At 61.0% G+C, this 20,424-nt stretch carries 16 protein-coding genes; 7 read left to right on the plus strand and 9 right to left on the minus strand.

What is annotated here, in order from left to right; all coding sequences use genetic code 11:
* Positions 1 to 25: 25 nt before the first annotated feature.
* The 8 genes from hslV to galE form a co-directional block, all read right to left on the minus strand.
* Positions 26 to 559: an ATP-dependent protease subunit HslV gene (hslV, locus tag ACB028_RS17300; protein ID WP_216993413.1), complete on the minus strand. Its 534-nt coding sequence runs from the start codon at positions 557 to 559 to the stop codon at positions 26 to 28.
* A 176-nt stretch (positions 560 to 735) separates the two neighbouring features.
* The gene (locus ACB028_RS17305; protein WP_042027257.1) at positions 736 to 1,548 is read right to left on the minus strand and encodes an SPOR domain-containing protein; all 813 of its coding nucleotides are present in this window, start codon (positions 1,546 to 1,548) and stop codon (positions 736 to 738) included.
* A gap of 3 nt (positions 1,549 to 1,551) precedes the next feature.
* The gene (gene argS / locus ACB028_RS17310) at positions 1,552 to 3,297 is read right to left on the minus strand and encodes an arginine--tRNA ligase (RefSeq protein ID WP_225633785.1); all 1,746 of its coding nucleotides are present in this window, start codon (positions 3,295 to 3,297) and stop codon (positions 1,552 to 1,554) included.
* Between the two features lie 415 nt (positions 3,298 to 3,712).
* The gene (bacA, locus tag ACB028_RS17315; protein ID WP_201982713.1) at positions 3,713 to 4,528 is read right to left on the minus strand and encodes an undecaprenyl-diphosphate phosphatase; all 816 of its coding nucleotides are present in this window, start codon (positions 4,526 to 4,528) and stop codon (positions 3,713 to 3,715) included.
* A gap of 132 nt (positions 4,529 to 4,660) precedes the next feature.
* Complete coding sequence (gene galM / locus ACB028_RS17320) at positions 4,661 to 5,641, minus strand: galactose-1-epimerase (protein WP_371144827.1); 981 nt, start codon at positions 5,639 to 5,641, stop codon at positions 4,661 to 4,663.
* Positions 5,638 to 6,786 carry a galactokinase gene (gene galK, locus ACB028_RS17325; RefSeq protein ID WP_371144828.1) on the minus strand — a complete coding sequence of 383 codons (1,149 nt, stop codon included), beginning with the start codon at positions 6,784 to 6,786 and terminating at the stop codon, positions 5,638 to 5,640. The genes galM and galK overlap by 4 nt, the downstream gene beginning before the upstream one ends.
* Entirely contained in the window at positions 6,783 to 7,841 is a 1,059-nt protein-coding gene (locus ACB028_RS17330; RefSeq protein WP_371144829.1) for a UDP-glucose--hexose-1-phosphate uridylyltransferase, read from the minus strand. Before ACB028_RS17330 ends, galK begins: the two co-directional genes overlap by 4 nt.
* 57 nt (positions 7,842 to 7,898) lie before the next feature.
* A complete protein-coding gene (gene galE, locus ACB028_RS17335; RefSeq protein ID WP_371144830.1) occupies positions 7,899 to 8,912 on the minus strand; it encodes a UDP-glucose 4-epimerase GalE in 1,014 nt (337 codons plus the stop codon).
* Between the two features lie 202 nt (positions 8,913 to 9,114).
* Here galE and ACB028_RS17340 point away from each other — a divergent pair, with 202 nt between their 5' ends.
* The 5 genes from ACB028_RS17340 (at position 9,115) to mglC (ending at position 17,211) form a co-directional block, all read left to right on the plus strand.
* Positions 9,115 to 10,122 carry a substrate-binding domain-containing protein gene (locus ACB028_RS17340; protein WP_042027264.1) on the plus strand — a complete coding sequence of 336 codons (1,008 nt, stop codon included), beginning with the start codon at positions 9,115 to 9,117 and terminating at the stop codon, positions 10,120 to 10,122.
* A gap of 190 nt (positions 10,123 to 10,312) precedes the next feature.
* A complete protein-coding gene (locus tag ACB028_RS17345) occupies positions 10,313 to 13,378 on the plus strand; it encodes a beta-galactosidase (protein ID WP_371144831.1) in 3,066 nt (1,021 codons plus the stop codon).
* A 244-nt stretch (positions 13,379 to 13,622) separates the two neighbouring features.
* The gene (gene mglB / locus ACB028_RS17350; RefSeq protein ID WP_082037535.1) at positions 13,623 to 14,609 is read left to right on the plus strand and encodes a galactose/glucose ABC transporter substrate-binding protein MglB; all 987 of its coding nucleotides are present in this window, start codon (positions 13,623 to 13,625) and stop codon (positions 14,607 to 14,609) included.
* Positions 14,610 to 14,663: 54 nt separating this feature from the next.
* A complete protein-coding gene (mglA, locus tag ACB028_RS17355; RefSeq protein WP_371144832.1) occupies positions 14,664 to 16,184 on the plus strand; it encodes a galactose/methyl galactoside ABC transporter ATP-binding protein MglA in 1,521 nt (506 codons plus the stop codon).
* A gap of 16 nt (positions 16,185 to 16,200) precedes the next feature.
* A complete protein-coding gene (gene mglC / locus ACB028_RS17360) occupies positions 16,201 to 17,211 on the plus strand; it encodes a galactose/methyl galactoside ABC transporter permease MglC (protein WP_026456961.1) in 1,011 nt (336 codons plus the stop codon).
* A 77-nt stretch (positions 17,212 to 17,288) separates the two neighbouring features.
* Here the strand turns inward: mglC and trmA are convergent, their stop codons facing one another.
* The gene (gene trmA / locus ACB028_RS17365) at positions 17,289 to 18,422 is read right to left on the minus strand and encodes a tRNA (uridine(54)-C5)-methyltransferase TrmA (RefSeq protein WP_371144833.1); all 1,134 of its coding nucleotides are present in this window, start codon (positions 18,420 to 18,422) and stop codon (positions 17,289 to 17,291) included.
* 170 nt (positions 18,423 to 18,592) lie between these two features.
* Here trmA and ACB028_RS17370 point away from each other — a divergent pair, with 170 nt between their 5' ends.
* Both ACB028_RS17370 and ACB028_RS17375 read left to right on the plus strand, forming a co-directional pair.
* The gene (locus tag ACB028_RS17370) at positions 18,593 to 19,735 is read left to right on the plus strand and encodes a DUF5610 domain-containing protein (RefSeq protein WP_042027325.1); all 1,143 of its coding nucleotides are present in this window, start codon (positions 18,593 to 18,595) and stop codon (positions 19,733 to 19,735) included.
* A gap of 86 nt (positions 19,736 to 19,821) precedes the next feature.
* Positions 19,822 to 20,355, plus strand: a complete 534-nt coding sequence (locus ACB028_RS17375; RefSeq protein WP_371144834.1) for an ATP--cob(I)alamin adenosyltransferase — start codon at positions 19,822 to 19,824, stop codon at positions 20,353 to 20,355.
* Positions 20,356 to 20,424: the final 69 nt, after the last annotated feature.

A 20,424-nucleotide genomic window follows, 5' to 3' on the forward strand; every position in this document is an offset into this window, starting at 1 on the left:
CCCCTTGGAAAATGGGGTGGCTGACTTACTTGTCGCTATAGTCCAGCACTTCGATGGTGTGGTTGCCGTTGGTGAAGACGCAGATGTCGCCCGCAATCTTGAGGGATTTCTCGACAATGGTCTTGGCATCCAGATCTGTGTTTTCCAGCAGGGCGATGGCAGCGGACTGGGCGAAGTTGCCGCCCGAGCCGATGGCGATGAGATCGTGCTCCGGCTGCACCACGTCACCGTTGCCGGTGATGATGAAGGATTTGTGCTCGTCGGCGACGGCCAGCAAGGCCTCGAGGCGGCGCAGGGCGCGATCGGTGCGCCAGTCTTTTGCCAGCGCCACGGCGGCGCGTTCCAGGTTGCCCTGGTGGGCCTGCAGCTTGGCTTCGAAACGCTCGAGCAGGGTGAAGGCATCGGCAGTACCGCCGGCGAAACCTGCCAGCACTTTGCCGTTATAGAGACGGTGAACCTTGCGGGCATTGCCCTTCATGACGGTGTTGCCAAGAGAAACCTGGCCATCGCCACCGATGACGACCTGACCGTTGCGGCGAACTGAAACTATGGTAGTCACTTTACTTACCTCGCTTGAGCCGAATGACGGCCTGAGTGTGCATGAGAGCAGAAATGGGGACGGCACCCGGGCTTTTCAACCCCGCCCGTCGCAGGGCGCCAGTTGGCTGGGGGCAAGGCAGGCATGAAAAAGAGGGGCCGGGTTTTGCAACCCGGCCCCTCGCTGTCAGGAGACACTTACCCTTTCTTGGGAATGCAGCCGCTGATGCCCGAGCTTTGCAGCTTGCGGTTGGCCGCATCGGCGGCCGCCTTGCCGTTGAAGGGGCCCACCATCACCTTGTAGACGGTGCCGTTGGCACCGTTGATCACCTGCAGGCTGGAGGAGAGCCCGGCAGTGAAGGCGATGCGCGCCTTGAGCGACTCGGCAGAATCCTGCGAGCGCAGGGCTGCACACTGCATCATGTAGCGACCGCTGTCGGCGGCGGCAGTCTGGGCCGCCTTGGCCTTGGCGGCCTCGGCACGTTCCCGCTCCAGCTCGGCACGGATTTCACGTTCCATCCGTTCCCGCTCGGCCTTACGGTCGATCACCTGCTCCTGGGCGCTGGCGACCGGTGCCCCCGTGGCCGGGTTGGACGGATAGGGTTGCTGGCCGAGTGGCGTTCCCGGCTGGGGAATATTGGTCGGTACCGGTTGTGGCAATTTATCCGGCTGCAGGGTGACGGTCGGTGCTGGAGGTGGCGGCACACCCGGTTGGGGCGGCGGTTCGATCACATCAACCTGCTTGTTCTCCAGCCGTTCGATGTAGCTCCACTTCTCCTGGGGCAGGCCGTTGTTCTGGGCCTTGGGCTTGTTGGCCTTCACCTGCTCTTCGATGGTGGGGGCATCGTTGCCCTTGCCATTGATCATGTAGAGGAAGGCACCAAAACCCGCCAGCAGTGCACCGGCCAGCAGGGCCGGGATAACAGGAAAGCGGCGAGGCGCCGCTTTCCTGGTGTTGCGACCACCCGCCCGACGTCGCGGGCGGTTGCCGACATAATCCCGGGTTGCCATCTATTACATGCGCTCCAGGGTGTGGATGCCCAGTACGCCGAGGCCCAGTTTCAGCACCTTGGCGGTGGCGGCGCACAGCAGCAGACGGCTCTGGCGAGTGGCCTCGTCGACGCCATCCTTGTTGATCGGGCAGGCTTCGTAGAAGGTCATAAAGTTGCCGGACAGCTCGTACAGATAGGTACAGAGCAGGTGCGGCATGCCCTTGTCCGCCACGCCGTTGACTGCGTCGGAGAACTGGATCAGCTTCTGGGCCAGCACCTCTTCCGCCTCTTCGCTCAGGATCACCTTGCCGGTCAGGGTCTCGGCATTGATGCCGGCCTTGCGGAAGATGGACTGGATCCGGGTGTAGGCGTACTGCAGGTAAGGGGCTGTGTTGCCTTCAAACGACAGCATCAGATCCCAGTCGAAGATGTAGTCGGTGGTGCGGTTCTTGGAGAGATCCGCATACTTGACCGCACCCATGGCGATGGCGTGGACCACCTCGGCCTTCTCCTCGGCGGAGAGATCGCTGTTGCGGCTCTCCAGCAGGGCGGCGGCGCGCTCCTCGGCTTCGTTCAGCAGGTCGACCAGCTTGACGGTGCCACCGGAACGGGTCTTGTAGGGACGGCCATCCTTGCCCAGCATCATGCCGAAGGCGTGGTGCTCGAGGGGCACGGAGTCCGGCACATAGCCCGCCTTGCGGGTGATGGTCCAGGCCTGCATCAGGTGCTGGTGCTGACGGGAGTCGATAAAGTACATGACACGGTCGGCGCCCAGGGTTTCATAACGGTACTTGGCACAGGCGATGTCGGTGGTGGTGTAGAGGAAGCCGCCATCGCTCTTCTGGATGATGACGCCCATGGGCTCGCCATCCTTGTTCTTGAACTCGTCCAGGAAGACGACGGTGGCCCCTTCGCTCTCGACCGCCAGCCCGCGGGCTTTCAGGTCGGCCACGATTTCCGGCAGCATGTCGTTGTACATGGACTCGCCCATGATGTCCTTGTCGGTCAGGGAGACGTTCAGGCGGTCATAGTTGCGCTGGTTCTGCTCCATGGTCATGTCGACCAGCTTCTTCCACATGGAGCGGCAGTACTCGTCACCGCCCTGCAGCTTGACCACGTAGTTACGGGCACGCTCGGCGAAGGCTTCGTCTTCGTCATATAGGCGCTTGGCCTGGGTATAGAAGGCTTCCAGATCCTTGAGCTGCATGTCGCTGGCGTGCTCGTTCTCCATCTTCTCCAGATAGGCGATCAGCATGCCGAACTGGGTGCCCCAGTCACCGATGTGGTTGGCACGAACCACTTTATGGCCGAGGAACTCCAGGGCACGGGCGGCCACGTCACCGAGGACGGTGGAGCGGATGTGGTGCACCGCCATCTCTTTCGCCACGTTCGGGGCTGAGTAGTCCACCACCACGGTCTGCGGCGCAGGCAGCTTCACGTTGGCATTGGCACTGGCCACCACGGCTTCCACCTGACCGGCCAGCCAGCTGGGGTCGAAGAAGAAGTTGATGAAGCCGGGGCCGGCGATCTCGACCTTGGCGATCAGATCGGAGGCGGGCAGGTGCTCGATGATGGCGGCAGCCAGCTCACGGGGATTCTTGCGGGCCGGTTTGGCCAGCAGCATGGCCAGGTTGGTGGCCAGGTCGCCGTGAGCTTTTTCCTTGCATCGGTCTACTTGCACGCGGGCTTCCAGGTCCGCCGGCAGGATGCCCGCTGACTTGAGATTGGCTACCGTTTGTTCAAGTAGATGATGAATATGCTCTTTCATAACTGACCACCAAGGTTGCGCGTCGAAAAATGACTGATATATAAGGGCGTGAATTTTACCCGCATCGGCCGGAGAAAACTATAGGGATGACCCGCCGCTCACAGTCGGGCGGATAATTCACTGTTTTTGGCGCCAATATCCGGAAAATTAACCGCAATATGGTGCTTATCCATTTCTACTGCATATCGAAGCGGCTTGTCCAGGCTATTTTCCCCTGATTGTTAAGGGTTTTTTCCTTGCCATGACGGAGCAACCCTGCTCCGACGACAGGAGCCGCGCAGCCTGCTCTTCTGCTCGGTCGTGACGGAGGTGAAGGATTTGTTCGAGGCTTTTTGGTTGGAACTGTCAGATTAGGGGTAGTAGAGATCAAAAAAAGGGACCGATATGGTCCCTTTTTACTTGGCTGGCGCAGGTGTCAGGCCACGAACACCAGATAGACGGCGAAGGCCACCACGAAGCGGTAGATGGCGAACGGGATGAAGTCGAGGCGACGGATCAGCGCCAGGAAGGTCTTGATGGCAAACATGGCCACCACGAAAGCAGTGATGAAGCCAACCGCGAACATGGGGAAATCCGCCATGGAGAGGAAGTCGCGGCTCTTGTAGAGATCCAGCGTGCTGGCCGCCATCATCATGGGCACCGCCATGATGAAGGAGAACTCGGCCGCCGCGTGGCGGCTGATCCCCATCAGCATGCCGCCGCTGATGGTGGCGCCGGAGCGGGAGAAGCCTGGCCAGAGGGCCAGACACTGGAACAGGCCGATGCCGAATGCCTGCTTGTAGCTGATGTCGTCCAGAGTGTCGGCGGTGACGGCGGGACGGAACTTCTCGGCGATGATCAGCAGGATGCCGCCTGCCACCAGGGCATACATGACGGTGACCGGGCCAAACAGGTTGGCCTTGATCCAGCTGTGGATAGCCAGACCGATGACAATGGCGGGCAACATGCCGAGGATGACGTGGATCAGCGACAGAGTGGCGTGTCCAGGATCGGGCTTCTGGCCGAAGTGGATGCCGATGAGGCCAAACAGACGGCGCCAGAAGACGGCGACTACCGCCAGGATGGAGCCCAGCTGGATCACCACCTCGAAGGTGGCGGCCTTGGGCCCTTCGAAGCCCAACAGATGGCCGACGATGATCATGTGGCCGGTAGAGGAGACGGGGAGGAACTCGGTCAGCCCCTCGACGACGCCCAGAATAAAGGCGACCAGCAGGCTATAGGTATCAGTCATCGAACAAAAAGTCCTTACTTCGTTGATGTAAAAGCCGGGTTGATGCAAAAAATCCCCGAGAGTGCTCCCGGGGCGGCTTATCTTGCTCGATTGTCAGTAAGGTGGCTATGTAAAAATGATGAAACCTTTAAGTCAGTCGCGGATGAATCGGTAGCGGGTTTGATGGCGGTATTGCTGGCCTGGCAGCAGCCAGACATCCCCCAGTTCGGGACGATTCGGGCTGTCCGGCAACTGCTGTGCCTCCAGACAGAAGCCGTCGTGATCCCGCAAAATCTGGCCATCGCGACCCGCCGTGCCGGCCAGCCAGTTGCCAGTGTAGAACTGCAGCGAAGGCTGGTTGGTGTAGACCTCCATCGCCAGTTGCCGATCTGCGGAAACCACCCGGGCCGCCCACTCCTGCTCGGGGCCATTTAGCACAAAGGCGTGATCGTAGCCTTTGGCCTGGCGCTGCTGGGGATGGCTCAGCCAATCCTGGCCGATGGGGCGCTCATGGCGCAGGTTGAACGGCCCTTCCACCGGCGTGACCGTGAGCGGCAGACCGCTCGGGTCGGTGGGCAGGAAATGATCGGCATTGAGGCTGATGGTGTGACCGAGTACGTCGCCGCCGTCCGGACGGTTGCCATCCAGATTGAAGTAGGCGTGGCTGGTGAGGCTGACCGGGGTCGGCGCATCTGTGCTGGCACGAAACTCCACCACCAGATCACTTTGCTCCAGCCGGTACTCCAGGGTCACCCTCAGGTTGCCGGGAAAGCCTTGATCCCCCGCCTTTGATAGCAAAGCCAGCCTGACCCGATCCGCCTCAAGCTCCCTGATCTGCCAGGTACGGCGATGAAAGCCCTCCCTGCCGCCGTGCAGGCAGTGGGGCGGCTGGTTGGCATCGAGGGGCCAGCGCTCGCCCCCTCGTACCAGCTCGGCTCCGCCGATGCGGTTGGCAAAGCGCCCAGCCATGGCCCCCAGCCACACCTGTTGGTCGGGGTAAGCCTGATCGGCGCAGCCCAGCAACACCTCGCGTCGCTCCCCCGCGACCGGCAGGGTGAGGGAGGTGAGGGTGGCTCCGAAGTCGAGGCCGCGCAGGCGCAGCCCCTCCTCGTTTTCCAGTTCGAAGGCCGTCATAGCCTGCCTGCTCCGGCACTGGCCCGGCAGACATAGCAATCGGCCTTGAGGCCAAAGCGGGCCGGGTACTCGGCATCGACCGCCGCGATCACGCTGGCCACCTTGTCCGGGCGCAGCAGGGCGACCACGCAGCCGCCAAAGCCGCCTCCGGTCATCCGCACGCCACCTTCGTCGCCGATATTTGCCTTGATGAGTTCCACCAGGCCGTCGATGGGGGGAACCGTGATCTCGAAATCATCGCGCATGGCGGCGTGCGAGTCGGCCATCAGCTCGCCGAGACGCACCAGATCGCCGCGCTCCAGCGCATCGGCGGCGGCCAGCGTGCGCGCATTTTCGCCCACCACATGGCGGGCGCGGCGATAACAGGCCTCATCCAGCCCGGCCTTGCCCGCCTCCAGGGCGGCCAGATCCAGATCGCGCAGCGCCTTGACCCCGTAGTGACGGGCGGCGGTTTCACACTGCTCGCGGCGAGTGTTGTATTCGCTGTCCACCAGGCCGCGGCGCACGTTGGAGTTGACGATCAGCACCGCCAGATCCGCCGGCATGGTGATGAGGCGGGTTTCCAGCGAGCGGCAGTCGAGCAGCAGGGCGTGATCCTGCTTGCCACTGGCGGATATCATCTGATCCATGATGCCGCAGTTGCAGCCGACGAACTGGTTCTCTGCCTGCTGGCCGTTGAGAGCGATCTCGGCCTGGCTGATGGCGAGACTCTGGGCTTCCTTGAAGGCCTGGCCGATGGCTACTTCCAGCGAGGCGGAAGAGGATAGCCCGGCCCCCTGGGGCACGTTGCCGGAGACCACCAGATCGAGGCCGCGCAGGGCATGACCACGCGCTTGCAGGTATTTCACCACGCCGCGGATGTAGTCGCTCCAGCGTTGGCCGGGGTGATGCTCAATGGGCTTGTTCAGGTCGAACTGATCGCGCTGGTTGTCGTAGTCGGCGGCGATCACCTGCACCAGGCTGTCATCCCGCAGGCCGATGGCGACGCAGGTTTCATAGTCGATGGCGCAGGGCAGCACGAAGCCGTCGTTGTAGTCGGTGTGTTCGCCGATGAGGTTGACGCGGCCGGGGGCGCGTACCAGCAAGGAGGGCGCTTTGGCAAACTGTTCGGCAAAGACGGCGCTGACGCGTTGGCTCGGGGTCATGGGGTTTCCTCATTGGCTGGGGTGATCTGGTTGTAATGAACGGGAGAGAGGGCGCGCAGTCGCTCGGCTGCCTGCTCCGGGGTCAGGTCGCGCTGGGTCTCGGCCAGCATCTCGAAGCCCACCATAAATTTGCGCACGCTGGCTGAACGTAAAAGTGGCGGATAGAAGTGGGCGTGCAACTGCCAGGCCTCGGGGCAATCCGAGCGGGGCGGCGCGAAGTGCCAACCCATGGAGTAGGGGAAGCTGCATTCGAACAGGTTGTCGTAGCGGCTGGTGAGCTCCTTGAGCGCTATCGCCAGATCCTGCTGCTGGGCCGGGGTCATATCCAGCATGGAAGGAATATGGGCCTTGGGCAGCAGCAGGGTCTCGAACGGCCAGGCCGCCCAGAAGGGCACCACCGCCAGCCAGTGTTCCGTCTCCACCACGATGCGGGATCGGTCGGCCAGCTCCCGCTCCACATACTCCAGCAGCATGGGGCGGCCGTGCTCGGCCAGCCAGTCGCGTTGATGTTGATCCTCGCGGGCGATCTCGTTGGGCAGGAAGTCACTGCCCCACAGCTGACCATGGGGGTGAGGGTTGGAGCAGCCCATGACGGCCCCTTTGTTTTCAAACACCTGCACCCATTCCCACTGCTCTGACAGCTCGGCGACCTGCGCCATCCAGGTGGTGATCACCCCCTCGATGGCAGGCAGGGGCAGCTCGGGCAGCGTCTTGCCGTGATCCGGCGAGAAACAGATGACCCGGCTGGTGCCACGGGCGGCCTCCAGTTTCAGCAAGGGGTCACCGGCAGTGTCGGCGGCCGGGGTGTCCTGCATCAGGGCGGCGAAGTCGTTGGTAAAGACGAAGGTGCCCTGATAGTCGGGGTTGATGTCACCAGTGACCCGCTTGTTGCCTGCACAGAGGAAACAGTCGGGGTCGTGGGCTTGTTGGGGGGCCTGGCTCACCTTCTCCACCTGCCCCTGCCAGGGGCGCTTGGCCCTGTGGGGAGAGACCAGCACATACTGGCCGGTCAGCGGATTGAAGCGGCGATGGGGATGATCGACGGGGTTGAACATCATCTCTCCTGATAAGGTATTGAAAATAAGGTCATTGTTTCGCGGGAGTCGGCATGCCTACTCCCCGTAGCCATTGGGGTTGTTGGCTTGCCAGCGCCAGCTGTCGGCACACATGGCGGCGACATCCCGGGTGGCCTTCCAGCCCAACTCGCACATCGCCTTGGACGGGTCGGCCCAGCAGGCGGCGATGTCGCCCGGGCGTCTTGGCTCGATGCGGTAGGGGAGCGGCTTGCCGCAGGCGGCAGAAAAAGCAGTGACCAGTTGCAGCACGCTCTGGCCCTGGCCCGTGCCCAGGTTGTAGGCATGTACGCCGCCATGACCGGCGCAGCGCTGCAGCGCTTTGACGTGTCCCTCGGCGAGATCCATCACGTGGATATAGTCGCGTACTCCTGTGCCATCCGGGGTAGGGTAATCGTTACCAAAGACCGAGAGGCAGTCACGACGACCGATGGCTACCTGGGTGATGTAGGGCATCAGGTTGTTGGGGATCCCCTGGGGATCTTCCCCCATGGTGCCCGACTCGTGGGCGCCGACTGGGTTGAAATAGCGCAGTAGCGTCATGCTCCAGTGGGGCTCGGCGGTCTGCAGATCCTCCAGGATCTCCTCGATGATTAGCTTGGATCGCCCGTAGGGATTGGTGGCGCTGCGGGGGAAATCCTCCCGGATGGGCAGGCTGGCGGGATCGCCATAGACGGTGGCCGAGGAGCTGAACACCAGGTTGTAGACTTCGGCACGTTTCATCGCCTGCAGCAGGGCGAGGGTGCCGCTCAGGTTGTTCTCGTAGTAGTCGAGGGGAATGCGGGTCGATTCGCCTACGGCCTTCAGGGCGGCGAAGTGGATCACCGCATCGATCCTGTGTTCGGCAAAGATGCGATCAAGCAGCGCCTGGTCGCGAATATCCCCTTGATAAAAAATGGGTAATTGACCACTGATCGCTGCTGCCCGAGTCAATACGCCGGGCTTGCTGTTGCAGAGGTTGTCGACAACTACGGGGATCATGCCTGCTGCCTGCAAGGCCAGACAGGTATGGCTGCCGATATATCCGCAACCGCCGGTGACCAGAACCTTCATCTTGCTCTCCACTGAAAACGTGTCTGGAAGGAGTCTAGCCGAGGGGACGGCGAGCAAACTGTGAGCTTGCTTGCAAAACAGTGTAAACGATTACACTGTTTTTATGATCCCAATGATGACAGATATTCCTTTCGTCACTATTTTCAATGAGTTTGCTGGGTATAATGGCGCCATTGTGGACTGTGAAATAAGTGAAAACAGCATGAGTACTATCAAGGATGTCGCCCGTTTGGCGAATGTGTCGGTGGCAACGGTTTCACGGGTGATGAACAACTCGCCCAAGGCCAGTGCGGCATCCCGTGCTGCGGTACAACAGGCCATGGCGGAGCTGGGTTATACCCCCAATGCCAACGCACGGGCACTGGTGAACCAGACCTGCGACACCATGGGTGTGGTGGTGGGCGACGTGGCCGATCCCTTCTTCGGCGCCCTGGTAAAGGGGGTCTCTGCCGTGGCTGTCGAGCAGAATCTGCATCTGCTGATGGGCAACGGTTTTCACAAGGCACGCCAGGAGCGCGAGGCGATCGAGCTGCTGATCGGCAAGCGCTGCGAGGCGCTGGTGGTTCACAGTAAGGCACTCAGCGACGAGGAGCTCTGCGATTACGCCATGCGGGTGCCCGGCATGGTGCTGATCAACCGAGATATTCCCGCCCTTCGCGGGCGTTGCATCGCCCTCAACAACCGGCTGGGAGCGGCCACGGCCACCCGTCATCTGATCGAGCTGGGGCATCGCCATATCGCCTTCATCAGTTCGGATCATGCCATCGAGGATGCCACCTTGCGCCAGCAGGGGTACCAGGATGGTTTGCATGACGCGGGTCTGGTCGCCGATCCGGAGCTTGTCGAGAGCGGGCCTCCCAACGAGGAAGGGGGCGAGCAGGCCATGCTCAATCTGCTGGCAAAAGGAGTTCGGGTGACAGCCGTGGTGGCTTACAACGACGCCATGGCGGCGGGGGCCATCTCGGTGCTGGCTGACAATGGCCTGCGGGTGCCGGAGGAGGTCTCGGTAGTGGGTTTCGATGACATCATCTATGCCAGATACCTCAGACCCAAGCTCTCGACCATGCGCTATCCCATTGAATTGATGGCATCCCAGGCAGCCAAGCTGGCGTTGCAGCTGGCCGCGGGGGAGGGTGAGGCGCAGCAGAACCGCATCTACACCCCGACCCTTATCAACCGCCATTCGGTCGCGCCGGTGCGGGCCGGATAGGGGGAATGGTTGAGCCATGGTTAACCATTCCGGCTGATGGCGCTGTAGTTTTACCGGTTTTAATTGTTTTTACTCCGTTTTACTTAACAAAATCAGTGTAATCGTTTACATCGCTGTGAGCGAGATCGCCGTTCCCTGCGTCGGACTTCTCTAAACTGAATACGTTTTCGTATCGGTGGAGAGTATCTGAATGCTCAGGGAGATAGTGGCGCGTCAGGATTGGCAGAGCCAGGCGATTACCTCGGTGAATCGCTTGCCTGCCCACACCCCCTTGTTCAGCTGGCGCAACGAGGAAGATGCCCGGCTCGACAGGGCCTCGCTCTCCAGATTGTCACTGGATGGTGAGTGGCGTTTCTCCTTCTTCGCGGCCCCCGAACTGGTGCCGGAGGCCTGGCTAAAGGGCGATCTGGCGGATGCCTGCCCCATCCTGGTACCCGGCAACTGGCAGCTGGATGCAGCCTACCCTGGGAATCGCCCGCTGACCGACGGTCCCATCTACACCAACATCAAGTATCCGTTTCCCTGCGATCCCCCCAGAGTACCGGCCGACAATCCGACCGGCTGTTACTCCCGTGAGTTCGAGTTGCCCGCCGACTGGTTGGCCTGCGGTCAGAGCCGTATCATTCTCGACGGGGTGAGCAGCGCTTTTCATCTCTTCTGCAATGAACACTGGGTCGGCTACTCCCAGGACAGCCGACTGCCCGCCGAATTCGATCTGACCCCCTGTCTGCGAGCGGGCAAAAACCGGCTGGCGGTGCTGGTGCTGCGCTGGTCGGACGGTGCCTATCTGGAAGATCAGGACATGTGGTGGCTGTCGGGGATCTTCCGCTCCGTCAGCCTGCTTCATAAGCCGGTCCGTCATCTGATGGACATGCGGGTCACACCTGGGCTCGATGCTTGCTATCGGGATGGGAGCCTCAAGATTGAACTACAGGCGGCCAATGCCGCCGGGTTGTCAGTGGTGGCCAATCTCTATGACGGCAGTGAGCGGGTTGCAACCCTGTGCCAGCAGATCGGCACTCAACCCATTGACGAGAAAGGGGCTTATGACGATCGCGCCGAATTGTGGCTGGCTCTGGCGGCGCCGCGCAAGTGGAGCGCCGAGACCCCCCACCTTTATCGCCTGACCCTGACTCTGCTGGATGAGCAGGGTGAGGCCATTGAGAGCGAGGCCTGCGACGTGGGCTTTCGGGTGGTGGAGATCCGTGACGGCTTGCTGCGGGTCAACGGTCAGCCGCTGCTCATTCGTGGCACCAACCGTCACGAGCACCATCCCGCCAGGGGCTATGCCATCGATCTTGCCACCATGGAGCAGGATCTGCGGCTGATGAAGCAGCACAACTTCAATGCCCTGCGTTGCTCCCACTACCCCAATCATCCGGCACTCTACCGGTTGTGCGACAGGCTGGGGCTTTATGTAGTGGACGAGGCGAATCTGGAGACCCACGGCATGACCCCCATGGGGCGGCTGGCGCGAGATCCCGCCTGGAGCAACGCCTTCCTGGAGCGTGCCACCCGCATGGTGGCCCGTGATTTCAATCACCCCTGCATCATCATCTGGTCCCTCGGCAATGAGTCCGGCTATGGCCCGGCCCACGATGCCATGTATGGCTGGATCAAGCGCAGCGATCCGAGCCGTCCGGTGCAGTATGAGGGGGGCGGAGCCGATACCCCGGCCACCGACATCATCTGCCCCATGTATGCCCGAACCCATCAGGATCAACCCTTCCCGGCGGTGCCCAAGTGGGCACTGGCCAAGTGGATTGGTCTGCCCGGCGAGACCCGGCCGCTGATCCTGTGTGAATACGCCCACGCCATGGGTAACAGCCTGGGGGGCTATGCCCACTACTGGCAGGCGTTTCGCGATCATCCGAGACTGCAGGGCGGCTTTGTCTGGGACTGGGTCGATCAGGGGCTCGACAAATACACGACCGACGGTCGCCACTACTGGGGTTATGGCGGTGACTTCGGGGAGGTGCAAAACGATCGCCAGTTCTGCTGCAACGGCCTGCTGTTTCCCGATCGCACGCCTCATCCTGGTCTGTTCGAGGCAAAACGGGCCCAGCAGCCATTCCGGTTTACGCTGGTGGGACATGCGCCGCTGCGGGTGCAGATCGAGAGTGAATATCTGTTCCGTGCAGCCGACAACGAGCAGCTGCGCTGGCGGCTGTGCGAAAACGGGCGCGTGCGGCATGAGGGAGAGATTTCCCTCGCGTTGGCGCCCCTGGGCCAGTGCGAGCTGACGCTGGTCGATACCTTGCCGGAATTCGCGCCTGGCGCTCTGGTCTGGCTCGATCTGGCCATCATCCAGCCTCTCGCCACCCCCTGGTCCGGGGCGGGCCACGAGGTGGCGCGCCAGCAATTTATGTTGCCTGCCCCCTTGGCGCTACCGGCTCCAGTCACCCCGGCAACCCTGACCGAATCTTCCGAGGGATGGCTTGCCTGCGGTGGTGACAACCAATGGCGGCTGGACAGAGCGAGCGGCCGCATCATTAGCTGGCTGAAGGGGGGGCTGGAGCAGTTGCTGGCGCCGATCGGGGATCACTTCTACCGGGCGCCGCTCGACAACGATATCGGCACCAGCGAGGCGGACCACGCGGATCCCGACTCCTGGATCGCCCGCTGGCAGGCCTGCGGCCTGACCCACTGGCAGCACCGTTGCCTCGGCATGGTGGCGGCAGAGGGCGAGATCCGGGTTCGTCACGGCTATTTCTACGACGGGCAATTGCTGGTGGTCAGCCAGTGGCGACACGGCTTCACCAGCGAGGGGGCCATGACCCTCGAGATAGAGACGGAGCTGGCGCCTGCACCTGCACTCCCCTCCCTACCCCGTATCGGCCTGCTGCTGCACCTGGTCGGTGTGCCGGGGCGGGTTGAGTGGTTTGGACGCGGCCCCCACGAGAACTATCCGGATCGTCTGCTGGGAGCGGATCTGGGGCACTGGAGTGCGCCGCTGGCCGCCATGCACACCCCTTACATCTTCCCTTCCGACAACGGGTTGCGTTGCGACAGCCGCTGGTTACAGCTGGGGGAGGTGAGGGTGACGGGGACCTTCCATTTCAGCGTCAGCCGCTTCAGCCAGCAGCAGCTCGCCGCCGCGCGTCACCAGAGCGATCTGGTGGCAGAAGAGGGGATCCATGTCTGCCTCGATGGCGCCCACATGGGGGTCGGCGGGGATGATTCCTGGAGCCAGAGCGTGCGGCCCGAGTACCAGTTGACGGCACGCCGCTACCACTGGCGTTGCACCCTGATTTGAGCCGTTTTGACAACCTGGCCACAACGACTAGCCTCAACAGACCAGGATTGATTGAGTCTCAAATCTCAATTTCTATTTTATGTATTTGAAAAATAACAAGAAGGTTTCAATGTAACAAAGTGTAATCGTTTCCATTTCGTTGTGAGGATCACAGAAGGAATCACAACAAACCGATTACATTTACTGGCGATTGCTCAATTGCTCGCCACCCTACAACACAGATAGATACATCGGAGCACACATAATGAAAAAACTCACCACAGTTGCCACCCTGTTGATGGGCCTGATGGCCGGCGCCACTGCCCATGCCGAAACCCGGATCGGGGTCACCGTTTACAAATACGACGATAACTTCATGTCGGTCGTACGCAAAGCCATCGAGAAGGAGGCGGCAGCCAATCCGGACGTGGAGCTGTTGATGAATGACTCCCAGAATGACCAGTCCAAGCAGAACGATCAGATCGACGTGCTGCTGGCCAAGGGGGTGAAGGCCCTGGCCATCAACCTGGTTGACCCGGCGGCGGCCCCTGTGGTGATCGAGAAGGCCCGCGGTGAAGACGTGCCTGTGGTGTTCTACAACAAGGAACCGAACGCCACCGACCTGGCCAGCTATGACAAGGCTTATTACGTAGGTACAGACTCCAAGGAGTCCGGCATTATCCAGGGTCAGCTGATTGCCAAGCACTGGAAAGCCAATCCGGCCTGGGATCTGAACAAGGATGGCGTCATCCAGTTCGTGCTGCTGAAAGGCGAACCGGGCCACCCGGATGCGGAAGCCCGCACCACCTACGTGGTCAAGACCCTGAACGAGGGTGGCATCAAGACCCAGCAGCTTCACATGGATACCGGTATGTGGGATACCGCCATGGCGAAAGACAAGATGGATGCCTGGATCTCCGGCCCCAACGCCGACAAGATCGAAGTGGTCATCGCCAACAACGACGGCATGGCAATGGGCGCTGTTGAATCCCTCAAGGCTCAGGGCAAGACCGCCATTCCGGTGTTCGGTGTCGATGCGTTGCCGGAGGCCCTGGCGCTGGTCAAGAGCGGTGCCATGGCCGGTACCGTGCTGAACGATGCGACCAACCAGGCCAAGGCCACCTTCGATCTGACCAAGAACCTGGCCGAAGGCAAACCCGCCGGTGAAGGCACCAGCTGGAACATTGTCGACAAGGTCGTCCGTGTTCCCTACGTCGGTGTCGATAAAGACAACCTGTCCCAGTTCCAGTAATCCTCCCCTTCAGGGCAAGGGAGATCCCCTTGCCCTCTGTTTCAACCAGATGTGATGGCTGATATGACAACACAGCAACAATCAGAATGGCTGTTGGAGATGATTGACGTCAGTAAGAGCTTTCCTGGCGTCAAGGCACTCGATAATGTCAATTTACGGGTCCGTCCTCATTCTGTGCATGCGTTGATGGGCGAGAACGGGGCGGGGAAATCCACGCTGCTCAAGTGCCTGTTCGGCATCTACGAGAAGGATCAGGGCAAGATCTTCTTCAAGGGGCAGGAGATCAACTTCACCTCCTCCAAGGAGGCGCTGGAGAACGGTGTCTCCATGGTGCATCAGGAGCTGAACCTGGTGCTGCAACGCTCCGTGATGGACAACATGTGGCTCGGTCGCTACCCCACCAGGGGGTGGTTCATCGACCATGACAAGATGTATGACGACACCAAGCAGATCTTCGACGAGCTGGATATCGACATCGACCCCAGGGTCAAGGTGGCGACCCTGTCGGTCTCCCAGATGCAGATGATCGAGATCGCCAAGGCGTTCTCCTACGATGCCAAGATCGTCATCATGGACGAACCCACCTCCTCCCTGACCGAGAAAGAGGTCAACCACCTCTTCAAGATCATCAACAAGCTCAAGGAGAAGGGGTGCGGCATCGTCTACATCTCCCACAAGATGGAAGAGATCTTCCAGCTCTGTGACGAGATCACCATATTGCGGGATGGCCAGTGGGTGGCGACCCAGCCCCTCAAGGGGATGACCATGGATCAGATCATCGGCATGATGGTCGGTCGCGAGCTCACCCAGCGCTTCCCGGAGAAAACCAACCAGCCGAAAGAGGTGATCCTCGAGGTCGAGCACCTGACGGCGAAGAACCAGCCCTCCATCCAGGACATCACCTTCAACCTGCACAAGGGGGAGATCCTTGGCATCGCCGGTCTGGTGGGGGCCAAGCGTACCGACATCGTCGAAACCCTGTTCGGCATCCGTGAGCATGTCGAGGGTAGCATCCGGCTTCATGGCAAGGAGATCGCGAACCACAATGCCCACGAGGCGATTCGCAACGGTTTCGCCCTGGTTACGGAAGAGCGTCGTTCCACCGGCATTTATTCCCGTCTCGACATCGCCTTCAACTCCCTGATCGCCAACATGGACAACTACAAGGGCTCCATGGGGCTGCTCAGCGACCAGAAAATGAAGAGCGACACCCAGTGGGTCATCGACTCCATGCGGGTCAAGACACCGACCCAGCAGACCCAGATCGGCTCCCTCTCGGGGGGCAACCAGCAGAAGGTGATCATCGGCCGCTGGCTGCTGACCCAGCCGGAGATCCTGATGCTGGACGAGCCGACCCGCGGCATCGACGTGGGGGCCAAGTTCGAGATCTACCAGCTCATTCTGGAGCTGGCGAAGAAGGACAAGGGCATCATCATCATCTCGTCCGAGATGCCGGAATTGCTCGGGATCACCGACCACATCCTGGTGATGAGCAATGGCCGGGTCGCCGGGATCGTCAATACCAAAGAAACTGACCAGAGCGAGATATTGCGTCTGGCATCTCTGTACCTCTAGAGACAGGAAGACATTTATGGAGTCGGCAAAAAATTTCAACCTGATGCAGGCGCTCAAGGAGAACGGCATCTATGTGGTGCTGCTGGTGCTGCTGATGATCATCGTCATCAAGGAACCCTCGTTCCTGAGCCTCACCAACCTCAGCAACATCCTGACCCAGTCCTCGGTGCGGGTCATCATTGCCCTCGGGGTGGCGGGCATCATCATCACTCAAGGGACTGACCTGTCGGCCGGTCGCCAGGTGGGCCTGGCGGCGCTCATTGCGGCGACCATGCTGCAGGCGCTGACCAACGTCAACAAGGTCTTCCCGACCCTGGGCGAGGTGCCCATCCCGGTGGTGATCCTGCTGGTGTGCGCCGTCGGGGCTTTGATTGGCCTCATCAATGGCCTGATCGTGGCCTACCTGAATGTGACCCCCTTTATCACCACCCTGGGGACCATGATCATCGTCTACGGTATCAACTCCCTCTATTTCGATTCGGTGGGCGCTTCGCCGGTAGCCGGCTTCGATCCCCGCTTCTCCAGCTTTGCCCAGGGCTTTATCCGGATAGGAGGGTTTAAGCTCTCCTACCTGACCTTCTACGCGGCCATCGCCAGCGTGTTCGTCTGGGTGCTGTGGAACAAGACTCGCTTTGGCAAGAACATTTTCGCCATCGGTGGCAACCCGGAAGCGGCCAAGGTCTCCGGTGTCAATGTGGCGGTCAACCTGGTGATGATCTATGCCCTGGCCGGCGTCTTCTACGCCTTCGGCGGCATGCTGGAAGCGGGCCGTATCGGCAGTGCCACCAACAACCTGGGCTTCATGTACGAGCTGGACGCCATCGCGGCCTGCGTGGTGGGCGGGGTATCGTTCGCCGGCGGCGTGGGTACCGTGGCCGGGGTGATCACCGGGGTACTCATCTTCACCCTGATCAACTACGGTCTGACCTATATCGGCGTCAGCCCTTACTGGCAGTTCATCATCAAGGGCGGCATCATCATTCTGGCGGTGGCGCTGGACTCCATGAAGTACGCCAAGAAGAAGTAATGGCAACTGCCTGCGGGCAGTACGGCAATAAAAAAACAGGGCCATCCGGCCCTGTTTTTTTATGTGTTTCTTACGGCTTAACCGGCCTTGCGCTTCAAATAGACCCCGGCTTCCATATGGTGGGTCCAGGGGAACTGGTCGAACAGGGCGAAGCGGGCGATCTCGTGGGTCTCGCCGAGTACCTGCATGTTGGCCTGCAGGGTCTCGGGGTTGCAGGAGATGTAGAGGATGTTGTCGTAATCCTGCACCAGCTTGACGGTAGCATCGTCGAGACCGGCGCGGGGCGGGTCGACGAAGATGGTGTTGCACTGGTAAGCAGAGAGGTCGACCCCCTTGAGGCGGTTGAACTCACGCTCACCGCGCATTGCCATGGTGAACTCCTCGGCGGACATGCGCAGGATGATCAGGTTGTCGACGCCATTGGCGGCGATGTTGAACTGGGCGGAGTCCACGCTCGGCTTGGCGATCTCGGTGGCCAGCACCTTGCTGAAATTCTGGGCCAGGGCGATGGAGAAGTTGCCGTTGCCGCAGTAGAGTTCCAGCAGGTCGCCCTCGCTGCCCCGGGTCACGTCCAGCGCCCAACCCAGCATCTGCTCGTTGATGGCGGCGTTGGGCTGGGTGAAGCTGTTCTCCACCTGCTTGTAGGTGAACTGACGACCGGCGACGTTCAGCTGCTCGACGACGAAATCGTTGCCGAGGCAAATCTTCTGCTTGTGAGCGCGGCCAATCAGCTGCAGATCGAACCCCTTGGCACGCAGGTCGGCCTGCAATGCCTCGGCGGCTTGCTGCCACTCGGCCTCGAGCTTGCGATGGTAGAGCAGGCTGACAACGATCTGGCCGGACTGGGTCGAGAGATAGTCGATCTGGAACAGTTTGCGGCGCAGCACCGGCTGCGGGCGCAGCCCCTCCAGCAACACAGGCATCAGCTGGTTGATGAGGCGGCTGGCGGTGGGGAACTGGTCGACCCGGATGATCTCTCTGGTGGCCGGTGCATACATGCAGTGGAAGAGGTCATCCCCCTCGTGCCAGATGCGAAATTCGGCGCGCATCCGGTAATATTCGGCGGGTGAGGCATGCACCTCCAGCTTTGGGAGCGGGTAGCCGGCGAACAGTCGGGTGAGTCGCTCGCATTTTTCGTCGAGCTGGGCCTGGTAGTCGGCAGGAGTCCGCAGGGGATGGGAGTCATCGGAAGCCCGTTGGGATTGGGTCATAGATACCTCATATGCACACCGGCCGGGCCGGAACGAAAACGGGGGAAGGCAACAGGCCACCCAAAGGGGCCCGATTTTAAAAGGCCGCTCTGGATTGTCCAGTATTTTGTGGTCAAGAAGTGTGCAATCGGGCCGATATCCGATCTACAGGCATGATGGGAGGACACATGATGCAAATCGATGGCGTGGGCGCAGCCCAACCCAAGGGAGTGGGTGTTTCTCCCAAATCGCCCCAACAGGCACAGGCAAAGCAGAATCAGGGCGGGGAGGAGGTCTCCCTGCACCAGCCGCCGAAGTGGGCTCAGGTGCTGATCCAGCAGGCGCTGCAATTCTCCCTGGAGATCAACGGCCAGCACTATCAGGCGCCCAAGACGAAGGCGCCGGAGGAGATCACCCCCGAGACCCTGTTTGACTTCCAGTCGGTGGCCGACAACGTGCTGCAGTTCGTCACCGGCCGGCTGGGGGCAGCTCGTGCCGATGGCAAGTCCGATGACGAGCTGACCAAGATGATGGAGCAGGCCCGCAAGGGGGTCGACATGGGCTTCAACGCAGCCAAGCAGCAGCTGGGGGATCTGGCTACCGACAACGAGGACATCAAGACCGGCATCGAGCAGAGCTACAAGTTGATCCAGGACGGGCTCGAGGAGTTTGAACGGGAGTTTTTCGGCAAGGTCTCCCCCACCGAGCGGGCCGCGATCGAGATGGCCAGCCGCCAGCAGGGCATTCTGGAGATCGAAACCAAGGATGGCGACAAGGTGCTGCTGCGTTTCAACGACAGCTGGCAGATGAAGTCCAGGCAGGGTGAGGGGGGCAGCCAGTTCAGCCTCAAGTCGAGCCAGAGCTTCAGCTTCTCCCTGGAAGGGGATCTCAGCAGCGAAGAGATGGACTCTATCGGCAAGCTGGTCAAGGGGATCGACGATCTGGCGGGGAGCTTCTTCTCAGGCAACTTCGACGATCTGCTCAAGAAAGCGGGCGAGCTGCAACTGGATGACAGCCAGTTGGCCTCCTACTCCCTCAAGCTCAAGCAGAGCGTCAAGCTGAGCCAGACCTATCAGGGGGCCCACTCCCTGCAGGAGATGCTCAAACCGCTGGCCGACTACCTGCCCAAACTTGATCAGGTGCAGCAGCAGGCGGATACCCTGTTGCCCGCCTCCCAGCAACAGGCGCTGGTGCCTGCCGTGCTGGCCGCCAGAGGGGAGGAGGAACCGGCTCAGGTCAACAGCTTCACCAGCTTCAACCAGCGTATGCTAGAGGCGCTGCGGATGATTGGCCAGTTCCAGCCCGCGACCGGAACCGACAGCCAGTACGGCTGATAGCCGGCCTCACTCCTTAATAATCAGCCGTTTGCCACGCCCGCCGGGGGCTGGCAAACTGGCCTTTTCTTCAATCCGGTCGTCCCATGAACCCCAAGAAGCCCAGAGACAAGCGCGAGCTCTGCTACCCCTTTATTTTCGAAACGTCGCTCAAATGTGATTTTGAAATCGCCACCGACGAGCTCTGCTGTCAGGTGGGGGCCGTGCTGTCACACCTTGCACCGGATGCCGATATTCAGCCCATGCTGGCGGATCTCGCAGCGTTGCAACGGCTTATCTACAACCTCAACGGTTCGGTACGCGGCAAGCTCGGCATCTTCGAGGAAGATCTGGACTGGCTCAAGGGACGTTACGATCACTATAACGAGGCGAGCCGTGGCCGGGTCACCGGTTTCGTGCTGCCCCAGGGGCCGCAACCCATCCCGATCCTGCATCTGTGCCGCTGCGGCAGCAAGAAGGTGGTGCGACTGCTGGTGCGGCTGGAAGAGAGTGGCGTCGCATTCGACCCCATCCTCTATCGCTTCGCCAACCTGCTGGCCAACTTCTTCTTTGTGCTCACCGTCTGCCTCAAGCAGCTGTGGCAGGTGCCGGAAGTACCCTACGTCAGCATCAACTACTGATACGGTCGGGCCGTCATAGGGCGCTGCCCGCAGCCATGGGCGGGGTTGCCAGCCAGCGCCGATTGCACA

The sequence above is a fragment of the Aeromonas sp. S9(2024) genome (assembly GCF_041403185.1).
Lineage (GTDB): Bacteria > Pseudomonadota > Gammaproteobacteria > Enterobacterales > Aeromonadaceae > Aeromonas > Aeromonas enteropelogenes.

Bases quoted from the DNA above. Each gene is read 5' to 3' on its own strand.
- ACB028_RS17305 (WP_042027257.1), bottom strand. From the start codon at position 1,548: ATGGCAACCCGGGATTATGTCGGCAACCGCCCGCGACGTCGGGCGGGT.
- argS (WP_225633785.1), bottom strand. From the start codon at position 3,297: ATGAAAGAGCATATTCATCATCTACTTGAACAAACGGTAGCCAATCTC.
- bacA (WP_201982713.1), bottom strand. From the start codon at position 4,528: ATGACTGATACCTATAGCCTGCTGGTCGCCTTTATTCTGGGCGTCGTC.
- galM (WP_371144827.1), bottom strand. From the start codon at position 5,641: ATGACGGCCTTCGAACTGGAAAACGAGGAGGGGCTGCGCCTGCGCGGC.
- galK (WP_371144828.1), bottom strand. From the start codon at position 6,786: ATGACCCCGAGCCAACGCGTCAGCGCCGTCTTTGCCGAACAGTTTGCC.
- ACB028_RS17330 (WP_371144829.1), bottom strand. From the start codon at position 7,841: ATGTTCAACCCCGTCGATCATCCCCATCGCCGCTTCAATCCGCTGACC.
- galE (WP_371144830.1), bottom strand. From the start codon at position 8,912: ATGAAGGTTCTGGTCACCGGCGGTTGCGGATATATCGGCAGCCATACC.
- ACB028_RS17340 (WP_042027264.1), top strand. From the start codon at position 9,115: ATGAGTACTATCAAGGATGTCGCCCGTTTGGCGAATGTGTCGGTGGCA.
- ACB028_RS17345 (WP_371144831.1), top strand. From the start codon at position 10,313: ATGCTCAGGGAGATAGTGGCGCGTCAGGATTGGCAGAGCCAGGCGATT.
- mglB (WP_082037535.1), top strand. From the start codon at position 13,623: ATGAAAAAACTCACCACAGTTGCCACCCTGTTGATGGGCCTGATGGCC.
- mglA (WP_371144832.1), top strand. From the start codon at position 14,664: ATGGCTGATATGACAACACAGCAACAATCAGAATGGCTGTTGGAGATG.
- mglC (WP_026456961.1), top strand. From the start codon at position 16,201: ATGGAGTCGGCAAAAAATTTCAACCTGATGCAGGCGCTCAAGGAGAAC.
- trmA (WP_371144833.1), bottom strand. From the start codon at position 18,422: ATGACCCAATCCCAACGGGCTTCCGATGACTCCCATCCCCTGCGGACT.
- ACB028_RS17370 (WP_042027325.1), top strand. From the start codon at position 18,593: ATGCAAATCGATGGCGTGGGCGCAGCCCAACCCAAGGGAGTGGGTGTT.
- ACB028_RS17375 (WP_371144834.1), top strand. From the start codon at position 19,822: ATGAACCCCAAGAAGCCCAGAGACAAGCGCGAGCTCTGCTACCCCTTT.